The organism is Coleofasciculus sp. E2-BRE-01 (assembly GCF_040221695.1).
GTDB lineage: Bacteria > Cyanobacteriota > Cyanobacteriia > Cyanobacteriales > Coleofasciculaceae > Coleofasciculus.
Map to the genome: position 1 here is coordinate 12,730 of NZ_JAVKEA010000210.1, position 17,470 is coordinate 30,199.

Sequence of the window (17,470 nt, forward strand, 5' to 3'; positions counted from 1 at the left end):
TTCCGCTCTATCTAGTTTCAAAGCTGTTGCATCAAAAATGTTGAGCAGTTCTTCTATAGAAGGATACAAATTGATAAGCCACTGAGAGTAATCACGTACAAAGGCTGTAAGAATGGGACGTGCTTGAGAATAATATAGGTAAAGCCCTTGTAAAGAGAGGTATTGTTCCTCTGATAAGTAGGGAGGAGCTTCAATATCAGCTAATCCTAATACAAATTCTCCTTGATAAAAAGCAGCATCTGAATCAAGTAAAAGCTCCTCAATCCAGGGAATTAAAATTCTTGGGTCTTCCGTACTTAGTGTGCTAAACTATCAGCTCTCATACTTCGTAACGCTCACCACACAAGGACTGTAGCGCCTAAGTCTATTCAAACGACTTGAAATATGGGAAGAAATGGCTAAAGCTATTACTGTTCAATGTTCGGACTAATAAAACTAACAATTTAGCACACTAAGTACGGAAGACCCATAATTTTGACGTAGTTGCTGGTAAACTTCAGAACGGGTTGAAGCCACTACTTTGTCGCCTGCGGCTATAGCTCCAACCCAAGCTTTCGGTTCCAAGTCCGAACTAGAACCTTGAATCCTCTGTAACCACTCTTCCTTTCTCGCCTCAGCCCTAGCTCGCTGTTCCATACGATAGCTGACTTGGCTGACATTAGGTCTTGGCTGGAAAGTTTCGACAACTTTTCCCGACTCGTACCCATAAACTTTCGTCGCGGCTACCACATCACCAAGTTTGACATCCTTGAGTCCACCTGCTACCCCAACGAATAGGATAACGTTCGGCTTGAAATAGTCGATGGCTCGTTTAGTTTCTACAGCCGCTTCAGCAATGCCTGCACCCATTTCAACAATTCCAACTTGCCATGAGTGACCATTGGATGAGAAGTTTCCTCGTTCGTAGATGGTTCCTTCCGGGTGCATCTCTTCTTGGAGATCGCTCAAGTGAGCGCGAACTGCTGTATATTCGACAGGAATAGCGGTGAGAATAACAGCACAAGGCAAATTTTTACCTTCTTGTCTTGATTTCATTTGTTTGGCTCCTGCATCGCTGACAATCAGCACCACCGCCCGTTCTCCAATCTCTTCCAGTACCTCAGATATGGGTTGAGCATTTAACATCGCAGGATGACGATACAGATACTGATCAGGATAGTCATGAAAATAAAATACACGGGTCTGTCTCAACCGTCCACCGCGCTGTGCTGTTTCGACTAACTGCCGGGATAGTTGGTGAAACGGTACCATTGAGCCATCCTGGTCAATCATTAACACCAAATCCGTCCGATTTTTACGGGGAGGTATCAGCACAGGTTGGAGTAAAATACCCTCACGCCCAATTTTTGCCACCGTTGCTTCCACATCTAATTCTGTGGGGATTCCTTCTCGCACCGGGCGACGCAGATAACGCCAGGTTTGCTTCATCTGTCTGCGAGTCACCGGGAAATATTCAGTTAATAGGCTATAGCGAGGGCGTCTCAATTCCCTATCCCGCCGACTACTCCGCACGGCTTGCACAGCTTGCACGGGTTCTGGAGTCAAATTCGGCTGAGGTTCCAATTCCGGCAAAGGTTCAGATTCGGGTATTTTTGCCGAGGAATCCTCTGACTCTGGTGATGGGGATGATGGTTTAGGTTGATCAGCAGTATCTGGAGAATACCGCCACATTTGCTCAAATAGCCGTCGAATTAGGCGACTCTCTTCCTCAGACTTTGCCCACACAAGACAGCAAAGCTGCTCTAGTTCCTCACGAGTGCCGATACCAAAGCCAGCCTGAAGCGATCGCAAGACTGTCAAATACTCATCCACCCCCAATGGTAACCCATGGCGCTGTCGCAGGCTGTTAAAAATATCCAGCAGTGGCAGTTGTTCAAGCTTCATAACTTCAGATACCGTAGATGATCCTCCCATTTCTTCAGCAAAATTTCTGGGAAGGGCAATTCTTCCTCAAGCTGCTGCAATACCTGATCTTGAGGAAATTGACGCAGCACCGCAAACCAATCCAGTAACTCACTGGTACTCACCTTTTTTCCTGATTTCCCTTTCTCCATTGTCTGCCGCAGTTCCCTGAAACGCTGCACCGCTCCCTCGACTAACTCCGGCGAGGATTCCGGAAAGTGGGCTTTGACAATCTCGGTTAATTGTGAGTTAGGAAATTCAATGTAATAAAACAGACAACGGCGCAGAAAGGCATCGGGTAAATCCTTTTCATCATTGCTCGTCACAAACACAATCGGAGGGAAATTTGCCTGAACTTCCCTTCCCGTCTCCTCAATCGTGAATTGCTGCTCGTCAAGCTCTCGTAACAAATCGTTAGGGAAATCAATATCCGCCTTATCAATTTCATCAATTAATACCACCGTGCGCTGTGCATTTTCAAACGCACGTCCCAGCGCTCCCATTTCAATATAATTATTTAAATCATCAACTTTCGATTGACTCTTTTCCCCCATCCGCACCAGTTGAGCATCATGTAATCGTCTCACCGCGTCGTAGGTGTAGAGTCCATCCCTTGCCCGACTGGTAGATTTAATATACCAAGGTTCATAGGGTAAACCTAATTCGTAAGCCACCGCCTGCGCCAAGCGAGTTTTCCCACATCCCGGTTCACCCTTGAGTAACAGGGGGCGTTTTTCCAGAAAGATGGCGAGATTAACCGCATTAATCAGTTCCGGTGAGGGTAAATAAGGGGTGAGTCCATTCTCCTGACACGCTTGAGGTGAAATGAGTTTACCCTGATAGAATGGCTTCCCACTAGCCGCCAATGCATCTGTTAAATTAACCATCTTGCCAATTCTCCCTCCCAATCATAACCACAGTGGCAACAAATTTCCTCATAGACGTCTTGAGGATTCCCGTCTTCTGACTTCTCTAATAAGAGTTGAGCGGTTAACCCCGCAGGTATCTGTATATCGGTAAATCCCGTCACCATATCCAGCCAATCCTCTAAAATATCTGGCGGAAAGGGACTCACGGGTGGCAAGTACAAAGGAATTCGGGGATATTCTGGTTGCTCCCATTCCTGCGCTAATTGAATCGTTGACTGACAAATACTACCGCTATTGTCTACCAAGAACATTAACAGATGGATTCCCTCTGGAGTCGGACAGAACTCTGGTTCAATCCGTTTTACTAAGGGTTCCCAGAACTCCTCAAGCCACGCCATCAGGACATTAGGCAGCATATAATCTACCTTATAGAAAATAAAAATAACATCTTGGGTGGAAACGCGATCGCACACTCGATCAATAATCTCTTTCGGTTCAGCCTCTTTTGGCAACCCAAACCAAGCCGCCACTTGTCGCCACAGGTGACGAATACTCCTCCCGACACCGTTATGACTCACATCAATCTTAATCGGCGATATTGTCTTCCACTGTGGCTTCAACCGGAATAACCGAGTCACTAAAAGTTGCTGTCCACAGTACGGTTCACCGTGAACCAAGAAAGCCGCGACTTGATGTGATGTCATGACTTCTTTCACTAACCGCACCTGCTGCTTAAAATCCATTATTAGCAGCAAGTCAAACAGTAAATGAGGCGGCGTTTGAATGGGAAGAACGTTCTGTTGAGTCTGAACCTCTACAATAAATTGATTGTTATACCTATTTTGTGCATAAGCAGACACCTGATTTAGACCCACTGATGCGGTGTCAGAATACAACGGTGGGCAATCTAAGGGTTTGCTGATATTTCCGTTGCGGCGGCTTTAATTGCTTGACCAATTGTCCGCAATACCTGATTTTGCGCTCCAGGTAAAAGAGTATCCAGGGGTTCAGCCGTATCATGAGCGGCTTGATATTCTCCAATTTCTGAATCTTCGTACAAGCAAGCACTCAAATAGACCCAAATAATAGTTAGTCCTTCTTGTTCTGCGGCGTTGAGGAGAGGTGGGAGTTCTTTTTCTGCAATAAAGTCAGATGCCAGGAAGTTTGAGCTGACCATTAATACAGCGACTTTCGCGGCGGCTAGAGCTTGGGTAATTTCGTTTTTCCATTTGGCTCCGGGTTTGATTCTGGTATCATCCCAAAGCGAAATTTTGTTACTTCGGATTAGCGGTTTAAGCATAGTCTGGAGTTTTTCCAGCCAGACTTTATCTTTATGACTATAGCTAATAAAGACTTGATCACGCTTAGTAAAGGGCATAGTTGTTGTCGAGGTTTCTGGGGTTAAATTGGTTGTTGTGCTTTGAGACACTTCCTCTAATTTTACAACTCTCTCGAAATTAGATGTTTGAACAGATACTTGTTCCTGTTTGCGTTTTTCGATTTCGGTGATCGGTAATAGCAGAGTTTGCTCAATCTTACATCTAACGTCCTTACTCACTACACAGTCACTCTTTAGACAATCTATTAATAATTTGTTACCAGTATAATACTGCTGAACTAACCGCTTTTGGTTATCATCAAGATATATATTATATCCTATATTGCGGTTTAATATTATTAATTTTCTGAATTTATGAATCCACCTTTTACCATTCAAATTCCACCAGCCCTCTATTCGTCGTTCATGATTTGATAACTCTTGTATTAATTTTTCTAGTCCTTCATTAAGATTTTCAAGAGTCCGATTTAACATCGCTATTAGCACTCCTTCAGGAAGTTTTGTTATTTGCGACCAAGGCACTTCTTCAAATTTCTTTAATCTCCGATTTAACATCGCTATTAGCACTCCTTCAGGAAGTTTTGTTATTTGCGACCAAGGCACTTCTTCAAATCCCTTTAATCTCCGATTTAACATCTCTATTAGCACTCCTTCATTCTCTATTAGCACTCCTTCAGGAAGTTTTATTATTTGCGACCAAGGCACTTCTTCAAATTTCTTTAAGCTTTGCTCCATTTCTTCCATTTGTTTAATTTTTTGAGAAATTGAATGTGGTGTTTTTACGGTTTTTTTGATTTCGCTTTTTATTTGATATTGAATTTCAAAAATAATACTGCGGCAAGTTTTAAGATAATAGATAATATCAAGATTATTGTGCATGGCACGATCAAGGATTTTACAAAGGGTTAAATCAAGGGAAAAATCGAGCGTGTGGGTTTTTCCAAAGTCAAGAGCAAGTCCATAAGCAATATCTTTACTTATGCTCATTTTTTCAGTAATACATTGGGCAATTTCAAGACAATCCGTTAACTTAAAAATATCATTTGATATAAGTTTAATATAAAATGCCCTAATCGCAATTTTCTTATGAAACTTAGTGGCTGCTATAGTGCATGTTTTTTCAACCGCAATAGATTTTTGATTTGACCAGAATAAAATTTTTTGTAGCTTAAAATTTGATAACGTTAGAGAATCAATTTTTTCTTTAGAAAGTGTTAGAAAAATATCGGAATTGGGAAGAATGTCTACGATTAACAAAAATATATTATACCAGTGTGGAATTAATATATAATCCAAGAGTTTTATCCAATTGGTGCAATCCAGAAAAAATCGTGCTGTAAGATATTCCTGAAACGTTAGATGTGAAAATGACCAAACCTTCCGTGATCGCTCAATCAACAACCCATGCTGTAACGCAATCGCCCTCAACACCACTCGACTATCCCGTTGCCCAATCCCCAAAAACTCCGCAATATACTGCTCCAATTCTTCCTGCTCAAACAACACATACTGCGATTGCTCAAACTTCTTCACCGCCACATAGCTCAATAGCTCCAGCTTTCGCTCTACCGATAAATTGCGATAAATCTTATCCCGTTCAATCTCCCGCGGCTTATCCCACTGCTCCAGCAGCAACTCCAACCCCTCCTGATACAGCGTGGAACACTTCGAGTAAAACTTCTCCGTCTGGTGAAACACCAAACAAGTCAAACTCAGCAAAATCGGCGTAATCGCTAACTCCCGAATCGGCTTATTTGACTTCAAAAAGAGCTGTTTCAGAAACTCCTGCGCCTTTGCCAATCCCGCCGACTCATCCCGCACTACTGCTTTAAACCAATGTTCTGCAAATGCTCGCACTTGGGCTTCATTAAAATCTGCCACCTCCACATAATCAAACCGCTCAAATCGCGATTCTTGGCTCTGTGTTCGACAGGTTACAATAACCTGCACCTGCGGATAAGTACGAGCAAACCGCTTGATTTCCTTCGTGATTTTCTTCCCATCCTCCCCCGTCACTTCATCCAACCCATCCAGCAGAATCAGCGCTCTACCTTGCTTCAGAACTAATTGAGTTTCGGCATTCGATAACTGCCAGTATTGCTCTAGATAACCTTTTAGCGAATAGGCAAACTCCCGCCCATCGTCTACAAACTCTCGCAGTTTAATCAATACAGGAATTTGGTGCGCTTGTAAATTTCCCCGATCGCACTCCGTCACCACTCGCTGCAAATAGGTTGTCTTCCCTGAACCGGGTTTACCCACTACCATCAGGTTGGTATTCTTCGCCAGCACCTCCAATCCTGACACCCGTTTCCGTTCTTTACCCAAGCCAATGCGATCTAAACTACGATAGCTGGGATTCTCCTTAAAATCCTGCCACAAGTCCTGCAATTCTGACCGACGACTACTGCTTAACTCCTCCAGAATATTGACATCCACAAACAAATCACCCAATGGCACCCAATGATCCACACCCCAAAGCGGCATTGTGCCATGTAAGGATTGGATGTCATCATGGAGACGCGATCGCACGTTTTCCACGAGAGCATCAATATCAGACGTATCCGTTGCTGGATCAGAATGCCATCCTAAATCAATCCGAGGACGCAGTTTATCGATACGTTGTTGACTATCGATACCAGAATGCGATCGCACACACTCCAACAATGCCCAAAGTGCTTGTTTACCCGGTGCAATTTCGCCATAGTCCGCTAGCTTTTCCACCATCTCCGGGATGAACGTTGCAACAGCACCACTCCAAGTGATGCGTTGTAACACCGATGCATCATTACCCAGCGCTAGGATTAGGATCGAGCGACGGCTGCGCTCATCTTCCATGAAGGGTTGGAGGAGTTCAACTAATTCATTGATGGTGTAGCGGTCTAATTTCACCGTCAAATTAACCTTTTACCCGTACCATTCCCATAAGCAAACTATAGCTTACTCAATTGGAGTATTCTTTCCTGATGAATTTACTCAGAGGTCGATTGCAACGCTTAACCCAACAGTTACCTGATTTAGTGGATCAACTCCCTGATGAAAGCTTGGCAGACGCCTGGAAAGTGCTGCAACCGTTCTATTATGACTTGTATATGCTCTGTGCCATGCAAGAATCCATGCGAACAATTCGACCCGGAGATGCGATGACCCGTGAAGAAGCGCTGCGACTGCTAAATCTGCCGTGACTGAAGGGGCGGGTAAGCTATTTGAATAGTAGGTAGGGTGTGGGGTGTAGGGTGTGGGGTGTAGGAAACAGTGCGGCTTCTTGCAGAAAGCTAAAATCTTTGCAGAAAGACTAGAATGATTCGTGGGGAATCGGGGTATATCCTGTGAGTCTAGAAGTACGCTATGCGCGGTCTTTTTTACAAGATCTCAAAAGCCTAGAGTCGGCTGCCTATCAGCAGGTCTATGACGTGGTTTTTGAGAAGTTCATGCATCTCAGAAGCATTCACGACCTGCCAGGGCTTCACCCCATCGGCTCAGATGCTATTTTTTACCGATTTACCATCGACAACTATATGGTAGGGATTGAAGTGACAGGTCACATCGTCAAGTTTTTGCGCGTGTTGCCCAAGCCGTATATTTGAGAAGGCTCCAGGGCAGAAGGCAGGGGAAAAGGAGCAGAGGGAGCTGGGGAAGCTGGGGAAGCTGGGGGAGCAGGGGGAGCAGAGGGAGCTGGGGGAGCTGGGGAAGCTGGGGAAGCTGGGGGAGCTGGGGGAGCTGGGGAAGGCTGATAAGACTAAGCCACTGGAAAAGGAAAACTGACAACTGATCCCCGGACAACATAAACTTGTGATTGGAAAAAACAGGAATTTGAGAAGCTACTTATGGACGCCCCTGCACTCTGGCAACGCTATCAGGACTGGCTCTATTACCACCAAGGGTTAGACTTTTACCTCGACGTCAGCCGTATGCGATTTGATGATGCCTTTGTCGAGGCGATGCGACCTAAGTTTGAGAAGGCATTTCAGGATATGGAGGCATTGGAGGGGGGCGCGATCGCTAATCCTGATGAAAATCGGATGGTGGGTCACTATTGGTTACGAGATCCTGACATAGCGCCAACTCCCGAACTGCGCCAAGATATCCTCACCACGTTAGAGAAAATTGAATCCTTTACTGCTAAAGTCCATAGTGGTGATATCCATCCCCCAGGTTCATCTAGATTCACTGATATTCTTTCCATTGGCATTGGCGGTTCAGCATTAGGTCCTGAGTTTGTCGCTGATGCCCTTGCCCCTAACGTCCCGCCCTTGGCAATTCATTTTATAGATAACACTGATCCGGCAGGGATTGATGCCACTATTGCTAAACTGCAAGATCGTCTGGCTAACACACTCGTCTTAGTCATTTCTAAGTCTGGAGGAACGCCGGAAACCCGCAATGGCATGATTGAGGCAAAAAAAGCTTACGAATCCCAGAAATTAGACTTTGCTGCCCATACCGTGGCGATTACGGGTGAAGATAGTAATTTAGAGCAACTGGCGAAATCTGAAGGGTGGCTGGCGACGTTTCCTATGTATGACTGGGTAGGAGGACGCACGTCAGAAATGTCAGCCGTGGGACTTTTACCCGCCGCACTCCAAGGGATTGATATCCGCCAGATGCTGGCAGGTGCGAAGGAAATGGATAGTGCTACCCGTGTCCATAATCTCCAAGAAAACCCGGCGGCGTTGCTGGCACTTTCCTGGTATTTTTCGGGGAATGGTCAGGGTGAAAAAGATATGGTGGTTTTACCTTACAAAGATAGCCTGCTGCTCTTTTCTCGCTACCTCCAGCAGTTAGTTATGGAATCCTTGGGTAAAGAAAAAGACCTCGATGGTAATACTGTACATCAGGGAATCGCTGTTTACGGTAATAAAGGTTCAACGGATCAACATGCCTACGTGCAGCAGTTGCGCGAAGGGGTTCCCAATTTCTTTGTCACCTTTATTGAAGTATTGCGCGATCGCGAGGGACACTCCCCACAGGTAGAAGCCGGGGTAACATCCGGTGACTATTTATCCGGTTTACTACAGGGAACCCGAAAAGCCTTGTATGACAATCAACGAGATTCGATTACCGTCACAATTCCCCAAGTCAATCCTCGCACGGTTGGGGCGCTGATTGCTTTATATGATCGGGCTGTAGGATTGTACGCCTCCCTGGTAAATATCAATGCTTACCATCAACCTGGAGTGGAAGCCGGGAAAAAAGCCGCCGCTGCAATTTTGGATTTACAGAAACGGGTGATTCAGGTGTTGCAGGATGAAGGAGAACCGATGTCTTTATCACAGTTAGCTCAGAAAGCGGGGGCGACTGATCAGATAGAAGCCATTTATAAAATTCTGCGCCATCTCCACACGAATCAACGGGGTGTGGTTTTAGAAGGAAAACTGGGAGAACCGAGTAGCTTAAAAGTGTCTGCGGTTTAATGGCTGAGGGAGCTATATATCAGGACACGATAGTATCGTGTCCCTACCCAATCAATTATCCCTCAGCTATGGTAGGGGTACGGCAATGCCGTACCCGATGATCTCCAGTATCAGGGTTGAGGTTGAATCACCTGCCATAACCACTGCCACCAGCTACGATTAGTCTTCTTATAAGTGCGGAGAATGGATAAATTTTTGCGAAAAATAGCCGTATTAGGATGATCATCTCCTAAGTGCTGTTCACTCAAACTTAATGCCTGAACTAATAGCAATTCTGCATCTCTGTAGCGTTTTTGAGCATTGTAGAGTCCGGCTAAATTGTTAATGCTAGTTGCCACAGCCGGATGGCAATTGCCTAAAAGACGTTTTCTCACCTCTAAGGCTTGTAAATAAAGGGGTTCAGCTTCACTGTAGCGACCTTGAGCATAGTACAATAATCCTAAATTATTGAGGCTACTGGCAACATCAAGATGGCAATTGCCTAAGAGAGATTTTCTCACCTCTAAAACTTGCATATAAAGGGGTTCAGCTTCACTGTAGCGACCTTGAGCATAGTAAAGTCCTGCCAGATTATTCAAGCTGATGGCAACATCAAGATGATGATTACCTAACAGATGTTTTCTCACCTCTAAGGCTTGCAGGTAAAAGAGTTCAGCTTCACTGTAGCGACCTTGGGTATAATAAAGTCCTGCCAAATTATTCAAGCTAGTGGCAACATCAAGATGTTCCTCGCCAAAAGCAGCTTGGGCGATAGATACGCACCGCTGAAACCAGGATTCTGCCTGATTGCCCACTCCCTGATGCTGATAAAATCTACCTAAGCGATCGAATAGCCAAAGTAAATCCGTTAATCCTTGACCTTTAGAGAATTTGCCTAAACTGTCAAATAAGCAGAGTAAATCTTCATCCCTTACGGCTGATTCTAGGGTGTGGGCGATTTCTTGAATGTGAGGCAGTATCTCCTCCAAAAACGTTATCTGCTCGCGGGTAGGATGATCAGGAATTTGCTGAACCAGTTCAATAAGAATAGCGGTAAAAGCCTGCCTGAAGTCATCAGCCTGAAGTTTTCTTAAGGGTGGTGCTTTATTCTTGCTTTTTTGGGACACTCCTGAATTAGCAATATGAGGGTTGTCTCGTTGACACGAACAAGTGGAATTTGTAATCGGAAAATAGAGTTGCTGCTCAATCAGGCAATCTTCACCGGAACCAGGGACGTCAGGATAAGGGGAAAGAAATGAAGACCATTCTCTAGGAGGTGGCGTCTGCGAGGCTGAATCGTCATGGGAAATTTGCTTTGGCAAAGAAGACTGAGTATCCGGTTGAGGGGACTGGGAAATCGGCTTGGACGACGCCTGGGGTGGGAACGGAAAAGGAGGGTGAGACACAAAGACGCTAGGTGCATCCAATGTCTCCAGTTTTTTGCGAAAAAACTCCCGAATTAAGGGCTGAACTGTGTAGCAACCCCGGCGATTTGGCACTGATTCAATTAAACGCCACTGATACAGTTGAGTTTGGGCTTGGTCGAGATCTGCCTGTCTCCAATGCAAGAAATCATTGGCATAGTCTAACCATTGCCACCGCCAAAGGGTTGGGGCAAATAAGCTCAAAAGTTGACCAACCTGCTGGGTTAGGGGATTGAGTTCTCTCCAAACCCATTCCAAGATGGTGTTGATTCCCCATTGGAGTGTCGGTTGGCTTGGCGGCTGGCTTGCTGCATCAGGATGTCGCGCTTCCAGCCGTTTGAGCATATCAGTTAAAGACATATCGGGGTGTTTGGCTAAGTATCGCCCAACTAATTCTATGCCTAACGATAGATATCCCAGCCATTCACATAATAGGGGTACAACCTTCTGTGCGCCTCGATCCTGCAACATGCGCTCTTTACCCGCTAGGGCTGTCAAGAGTTTCCAAGCTTGTTCTGGTGACAGCACATCTGGGGATTGATTCCCCTTACCGCCTTGATCTGGCTGCTGCATTATCATCTTTCATCTTAAATCGTTCAGATAGAGGCTCCCCTACAAAGCGTGACAATCTACTCAGCAAGGAGTAAGGGTTTTGACTTGCTGTTACACAATGGCAACTTGCTCTCAGTCGGTGATGAGTGGTTTCTATCTGTCAGGTTGCAGTCTGAAAGGCACTCAAAGCCGTAAGACAACGTAAAACAAGTAATACATTTAATATTCTATGATAATTTACGCAAACGCTGCAATCAGCGTCGCGCTGGGAAGTCATTGAAGTAGTGGTAAATTTTTCGGGAAGAATAGATTAAAGATGAGACGACTGAACTGGTGTTCTACTCAGATATTGCGTGAGGAGTCAAAAAGCGATTGGCTGGCGATTGGTGCAACTTATGAAATTGAATACTTTAAATTAAATTGATCTGCGATCGCGCCTAGACGCTGATCAAGAATAGCGAGGGTTTGTTGAGCTATTTCCTGGGGGACACCGCCATAAAATGCTTGAGCAATCCCACCTGTAATACAGGCAAGCGTATCACTATCCCCGCCGATAAAAATAGCATTACGAATGGCATCTTCAAAGTCAGTTGATTCTAGAAAAGCGATCATTGCCTGAGGAATAGAACCCTGACAAGAAACTGTTGCAGGTGCAATCTAATCTATCGTTTGATTTAAGTCATAGTTAAATGTGGTTTCAACATAAGACTTGATTTCGGTCTTACTGTGACCTGTCCGTGCTAAAAAAATAGCCGAGGCTGTGGCTTGTGCGCCTTTAATTCCTTCGGGATGATTATGAGTAACCTCTGCACTGCGTTTAGCTTCCTGTAACACCGTATCCAGATCATCAAAGGCAAAACCAATCGGACTAACTCGCATCGCTGAACCATTGCCCCAACTATTGTAAGGTTTAACATCATCTGACATTCCCCATGCCTGAAAATTCATGCCATATCCGGCATTCGGATAAAGGCGACAGTATTCCTTGAGTTTTTCGGTGTAATTTCCTGACGTGAGAAGGGTATCAGCGACGGCGATAGTGAGTACCGTGTCATCGGTAAAATAACGCCTCGGATTAAACAGATCAAATTTTTTGGTTTTGATACTGTGTCCTTCATAAATTGAGCCAACAATATCTCCAGTAATCGCACCTAACATAATTGACATTTCCTGATCGCACAACCAATAAACCTAAGCCAAAACCGTAGTTCATAACACCAACCTACTGGCGTGGCACAGCTAAAATTGTGGAATAGATTTTATCATTGAATCGGGCGCAAGTCTTTGCGCCCTTACAGTTTCCGGGCGTAATTCTAATTCATCAAATAAGGTGTGCCACGCCACTACTTACCATAAACAAATTCAGCCTTCTGCCCTGGACTCTTCTTGGATTAGGTTTCCCGATTCAGGGCAGACATCATCGCCTGTTGACTAACCAGTTGATAAACTTCCCGAAAATATTGCATGACACGACTATCAGCCGCTGCTAAGGGGATCGTGCCTAAGACATCTAATACAGTACGGTTGTCAGGAGGAGGAGTAATGACAACCAGAGAGGGATCAAGAGGTTCTTCGTATTGCCAAAATTGCTCAAGTTTAACTGGGGTATCAACGGCTGCTTCTCCCTCATTTGGCTGGTTCTCTAACCGACTGGATGTAACGGTGGATTGACTGGATTGGGACTCAACCTCTGCTTTTTTCTCAGGTTTTAGTTCTACACTCCCCGTACTCCGTAAATGACGCAAATCATCCAGAATTTGCGCTTTAGTACGTCCTCGTAACTGGAATAAGACAAAGGGATCTTCACTAAAGCGATCGCCTAATTGATAGTAAATCGCACCAATATGTTTACAGGGGTTTTTGGGATCAGGGCAACTACATTTTGAATGAATATCCGAAAGCGTGAAGGGAAATAGGCTCAACCCATTAGCGGTGAACACTTGCTCAATATTTTCCGGCATTTCTCCAGCTAATAATTGAGCCGAATAAATAGCTTCTTGCGCCATCGTTTCCACCACATAACCCCAGTCTTCTTCGGTAAATGGGTCAATTGATAGGGAAACTTGATAGGGTTCTGGTTCTGTTCCTTGTACCCGTGCTAATACCTGGGGACCTTCAAACTCAATACTGAGGACATTGCCTTCCTTGGCGTATTTGCGGGCGCGTTCCAAACGCTTTTTAAAGCGATAGGAATTGAGTAAGTCAATCCAGCGTTGTACCCACCAGGGAGGAGCTTCAATTTCGTAGGACTGCATAAGTTATCTATAAATTAAGTAGTCAGACTTTCATTAACGTTAACGGTTGAGAACAGGGAACACCTCGACTTCGCTCGGTGTGTCACAGGGAACAGGTAATACCCAATTTAAATGCACATCAGCTTAACAGGAATGGCTTTGACTTAAACTAAATGGCGCTGACTCCCATAGCTGGGAAATAAATTTCCGCGTCAAAGCTAAAGTAAGAATCGAGCTTACTGGGTAAGTTTTTTAACCCGTTTTAACGGGTTTAAGCTTTTAGCCTGAACTTTAGTTCAAGGCTTAATTCAAGGGTATAATCATTGATATCATATTGTTTTGTTTAGTTCGTCTATCATACCCGTAGTTATTGGGACAAAGACCTTACCCTTCTACCCCCTACCCTTTTCCCACTATACACAACCGATGTTACCCGACTTGGTATGATTCATGAGAATTTATGGCAACCGACAGCTAAAAACTTTACCTGGGCTAGAAACCCGCCCGACATCAGCACGGGTACGGGAGGCGGTATTTAACATCTGGCAAGGTGCGATCGCGCAATGTCGTTGGCTGGATCTCTGTGCGGGTACGGGTGCTATGGGGGCTGAAGCACTCTGTCGCGGTGCATCTTTAGTGGTAGGTATTGACATAAAAGGCAAAGCCTGCTCCATTATGCAACAAAATTGGCGGCAAGTGGCTCAACCGGAGCAAACCTTTCAGGTAATACGAGGAGATGTGGTGGGGCGATTAAAAACCCTGGCTGATCAGCAATTTGACCGGATTTACTTTGATCCCCCCTACGCCAGTGATTTGTACAATCCGGTTCTAGAGGCGATCGCGCATTATCAACTCCTGGCTGATCAGGGTGAATTAGCGGTAGAGTATAGTCCTAACCACTGGACACCGCAACTGTTGAAGGCAGAAGGCAGAAGGCAGAAGGCAGAAGAGAAGGAGGAAGGTGGCAAGGTAAAAGAAAATTATGATTGTAGAGACGTTGCATGCAACGTCTCTACACTGGAAATTTGTCGCCAGAAAGTCTACGGCAACACCGCCTTAGTGTTTTACCGCCTCAAGGGGAAGTTTTGACTGTTGGCTACCTCGATGGTATAGCGCGTGATCCTTCACTTTGCTCAGGGAAGCTGGTTTGTCGGGGCGGGTGCGAGGGAATTACATGCAAGCGATTGATGATGACTATACCTCAAACCCGCCCTGAGTGTAGAGACGTAGCATGCTACGTCTCTACTACAATTCCAATTGGTTCCCTCGCTTATATTGTAGGTACGCCGCGACAAATAACCCAGCCAGGGTAACAGGGATTAAGCCTAGAACAATTCCCGACAACAATGGTTCAACCATGATCGTTCTCCAAATACTAAGTTTTTTTGCTTGTTTCTCATCCTACTAGCTGAGATGACCCAATCGCTACTTAATACCAGTAAGATTTGGGAGTCAACCGCTTCCCTACTGCTGGCTACACTACATTCCTGATTCCAGCTTGCGTACTCAGTCCATAAATTTTAAGCTATGTTTATGAATCGACATACTTCTTTCTAATCTGTTACACTAATATCCTCCTGGGTAACTCTACCTGTGTTGCAGTGTGAGTCCAGTTCAACTTTGTTCAAAAATTCTCAACTTGGCAGGAGATCCCTTGGAGAACCAGCTTGACCAACCTCAAGTCCTAGTTCGGCGGATTACCATGATGGTACTCGCCCTACTGTTCGTGATCGGCATCGGCATCTTCGGATTTCAGGTGCTGCAAGTTTCTGATCCCTATATCCAGAAAGTTTTGTCCCTCGACGGTGATCCAGTGCGAGGGCAAGCTATTTTTGAGATTAATTGTGCCGATTGTCACGGTATGAACGCCGATGGCAAGGTCGGACCTAGCTTACAGCATATTTCTAAACACAGATCCCCAAGTGGTCTGATTGAACAGGTGATTAGTGGTCAAACCCCGCCGATGCCCAAGTTTCAGCCGAGTCCTCAGGAAATGGCTGATTTATTAACCTATTTGGAAAAATTGTAAGTAGGTGGGGACAATTAAAGTTAACGGCTCTTATCGTCATTTGTCATTTGTAAGGGGTTCGAGTTTGTTTTTGTCAGGTTTAGAAGCAGTCACTCCAGCGATCGCGGATAGAAGTAGCCACCCCAAGGTATTCACCCGTAAATCAAAGAGCGTGACATCCAGCATATTGAATAGGATACAGCCGCCGAATGCGACTAAATAACTAAAGACAATTAATCGATCGCTATCGAGTCGCGATCGCGCTTGATTTATCCAGAGAACACCTTGCCCTAAAATCCAGCCAACTAAGCTACAAAGTAAAATTGTCGCCGGAATACCCACTTCAGCCGTCAACATCAGCATCAGATTATGGGGATGACCGAGCCACAGATCCATCTGCTGTTCGTAAAGCAACGTAAAGTTCCGCAATCCCCAACCTGTCCAAGGACGCCGCTGAGTCAATGACAAAGCAAAGCGCCATTGGGTTATTCGCATCAACGCTACAGGGCGATCGGGATGAAGCTGATCGGTAAGTCGCGCCCAAAAGTAAGCCGGAACAATCATTCGCAACCCATCTCGTAACGGTGAGGGACTAAACGCCGCTCCTAATACAGCGCCAGCCGCCGCGACAACGATCCCCACCAACCAGCGCCAGCCTTGATAAAGTGCAAAAGCCAAACCCACTACAATCACCCCACCCCAAGCATTTCGGGAATGAGTGAGGATGATCGCGATCGCATTCGCAATTTCCACTCCAGTTAAAAATAGGAGGACTCCCCCCGCTTCCCCCAGAAGGGCGGGTTTAGTTAAGTTATCGGTTTGGCGCCATAAGTTATCCGTCAAACCCGCCCCTACACCCCCAGCTCCCCCAGCTCCCCCAGCTCCCTCTGCTCTCTGCTCTCGCCAAGCTTGAAATGTGTCAATCCATAGTCCCAACCCTAAAGTAAAGACAATTTGCAGATAAGCCGCCAGAATATTGGCGTACATGAACACTGAAGCCATCCGCCCTGGCGGATTTCCCTTGGCTTCTAATACCCAACCCAAAAGGGCGGGAAACTGTGGTGGGTGCGCCCAACCGAGAAATAACTGCCCAAAGCCGAGAATCACAACCAGTACAGAAGGAATCACCAGAATCCAGGCGAGACGCCGTAGCTGGGCTGGTGTTTTAATTAAGGAACTGAATGCGGCAAAAAAAGCCAAGAATGGCAGGAAATTGGCTAAACCCAGGAATGCTTCCGTGGGGTTATAGGCTTGCGTCGCGTTGAAAATTAGCCAAAGGCTCAAGATTCCCAGTCCCCAGTTTAGAGGATGCTGGATAATCCGGCGATAGTCTTGCCACCAGGTTCCGAGTAAGGCAAAACCCACACCCACAGCTCCCAAAGCAGGAAACCAGGGAAAGATAAAAAATCCGACTTGGGCGCAATTCCAAGCGCCTTGTAAGCGGGGTTGAGGGTGGCGACTGAACAGATATTTATCGATTTTTTTCAACACAAGTCAGAGGGCAGACAGCAGAAGGTTGAAACAGATAGGGAATTGGCTAACCTACTTCTCAACGTATTCGCGGGAGTCCTCACCCTCAACTCTCGTAGGGTGAGGAGGGATAGCGGAATGCCGGAAGAATAGAGGCATCCAATTCTTTTCTCAGGCTACACATAAGCCGTTATTTCTCCTGATTAAATCGACTTTACTAAGGGCAAATTGTCCAATTCGTTTCCAGGTGTAGTCGCAAACGGAAACCTTTTGAGTCTT

At 45.5% G+C, this 17,470-nt stretch carries 13 protein-coding genes and 1 pseudogene; 5 read left to right on the forward strand and 9 right to left on the reverse strand.

Annotation, left to right across the window (positions count from 1 at the left end):
- Window positions 1-435: 435 nt before the first annotated feature.
- Genes RIG66_RS28010 through RIG66_RS28025 form a run of 4 tightly spaced genes read right to left on the reverse strand, consistent with a single transcriptional unit; the run spans window position 436 to window position 7,002 of the window.
- Window positions 436-1,884, reverse strand: coding sequence for a phosphorylase family protein (locus RIG66_RS28010; RefSeq protein WP_446382483.1), 1,449 nt, complete (start codon window positions 1,882-1,884; stop codon window positions 436-438).
- A complete protein-coding gene (locus tag RIG66_RS28015; RefSeq protein WP_446382485.1) occupies window positions 1,881-2,789 on the reverse strand; it encodes an AAA family ATPase in 909 nt (302 codons plus the stop codon). Before RIG66_RS28015 ends, RIG66_RS28010 begins: the two co-directional genes overlap by 4 nt.
- Window positions 2,777-3,667 carry an XRE family transcriptional regulator gene (locus RIG66_RS28020; protein WP_446382487.1) on the reverse strand — a complete coding sequence of 297 codons (891 nt, stop codon included), beginning with the start codon at window positions 3,665-3,667 and terminating at the stop codon, window positions 2,777-2,779. The genes RIG66_RS28015 and RIG66_RS28020 overlap by 13 nt, the downstream gene beginning before the upstream one ends.
- Window positions 3,668-3,678: 11 nt before the next feature.
- Entirely contained in the window at window positions 3,679-7,002 is a 3,324-nt protein-coding gene (locus tag RIG66_RS28025; protein ID WP_446382489.1) for an NACHT C-terminal helical domain 2-containing protein, read from the reverse strand.
- Window positions 7,003-7,076: 74 nt separating this feature from the next.
- Here RIG66_RS28025 and RIG66_RS28030 point away from each other — a divergent pair, with 74 nt between their 5' ends.
- The 3 genes from RIG66_RS28030 (at window position 7,077) to RIG66_RS28040 (ending at window position 9,524) form a co-directional block, all read left to right on the forward strand.
- Complete coding sequence (locus tag RIG66_RS28030; protein ID WP_446347561.1) at window positions 7,077-7,295, forward strand: hypothetical protein; 219 nt, start codon at window positions 7,077-7,079, stop codon at window positions 7,293-7,295.
- Between the two features lie 144 nt (window positions 7,296-7,439).
- Window positions 7,440-7,697, forward strand: coding sequence for a hypothetical protein (locus RIG66_RS28035; protein WP_044211041.1), 258 nt, complete (start codon window positions 7,440-7,442; stop codon window positions 7,695-7,697).
- Between the two features lie 240 nt (window positions 7,698-7,937).
- The gene (locus tag RIG66_RS28040) at window positions 7,938-9,524 is read left to right on the forward strand and encodes a glucose-6-phosphate isomerase (RefSeq protein ID WP_446382491.1); all 1,587 of its coding nucleotides are present in this window, start codon (window positions 7,938-7,940) and stop codon (window positions 9,522-9,524) included.
- Between the two features lie 110 nt (window positions 9,525-9,634).
- Here RIG66_RS28040 and RIG66_RS28045 read toward each other — a convergent pair whose 3' ends face one another.
- The 3 genes and pseudogenes from RIG66_RS28045 to RIG66_RS28055 all read right to left on the reverse strand — a co-directional run bounded on the left by RIG66_RS28045 (window position 9,635) and on the right by RIG66_RS28055 (window position 13,734).
- Complete coding sequence (locus RIG66_RS28045; protein WP_446382493.1) at window positions 9,635-11,500, reverse strand: tetratricopeptide repeat protein; 1,866 nt, start codon at window positions 11,498-11,500, stop codon at window positions 9,635-9,637.
- A 372-nt stretch (window positions 11,501-11,872) separates the two neighbouring features.
- A pseudogene (locus RIG66_RS28050) lies at window positions 11,873-12,637 on the reverse strand (ADP-ribosylglycohydrolase family protein).
- Window positions 12,638-12,870: 233 nt separating this feature from the next.
- Window positions 12,871-13,734 carry an SWIM zinc finger family protein gene (locus tag RIG66_RS28055; RefSeq protein WP_446382495.1) on the reverse strand — a complete coding sequence of 288 codons (864 nt, stop codon included), beginning with the start codon at window positions 13,732-13,734 and terminating at the stop codon, window positions 12,871-12,873.
- A 429-nt stretch (window positions 13,735-14,163) separates the two neighbouring features.
- Between RIG66_RS28055 and rsmD the strand changes: the two genes are divergently transcribed.
- Window positions 14,164-14,802 (forward strand): 16S rRNA (guanine(966)-N(2))-methyltransferase RsmD, encoded by a 639-nt coding sequence (gene rsmD / locus RIG66_RS28060; RefSeq protein WP_446382497.1) that lies wholly within the window; start codon window positions 14,164-14,166, stop codon window positions 14,800-14,802.
- A 156-nt stretch (window positions 14,803-14,958) separates the two neighbouring features.
- On the opposite strand, the gene petG is transcribed toward rsmD, so the two are convergent.
- Window positions 14,959-15,072: a cytochrome b6-f complex subunit V gene (petG, locus tag RIG66_RS28065; protein WP_006106132.1), complete on the reverse strand. Its 114-nt coding sequence runs from the start codon at window positions 15,070-15,072 to the stop codon at window positions 14,959-14,961.
- Between the two features lie 295 nt (window positions 15,073-15,367).
- On the opposite strand from petG, the gene RIG66_RS28070 reads away from it, so the two are divergent.
- On the forward strand, window positions 15,368-15,742 hold the full coding sequence (locus tag RIG66_RS28070; RefSeq protein WP_446382505.1) for a c-type cytochrome: 375 nt from the start codon (window positions 15,368-15,370) through the stop codon (window positions 15,740-15,742).
- Window positions 15,743-15,778: 36 nt separating this feature from the next.
- On the opposite strand, the gene RIG66_RS28075 is transcribed toward RIG66_RS28070, so the two are convergent.
- Window positions 15,779-17,212 carry an O-antigen ligase family protein gene (locus tag RIG66_RS28075; protein ID WP_446382499.1) on the reverse strand — a complete coding sequence of 478 codons (1,434 nt, stop codon included), beginning with the start codon at window positions 17,210-17,212 and terminating at the stop codon, window positions 15,779-15,781.
- Window positions 17,213-17,470 lie beyond the last annotated feature (258 nt).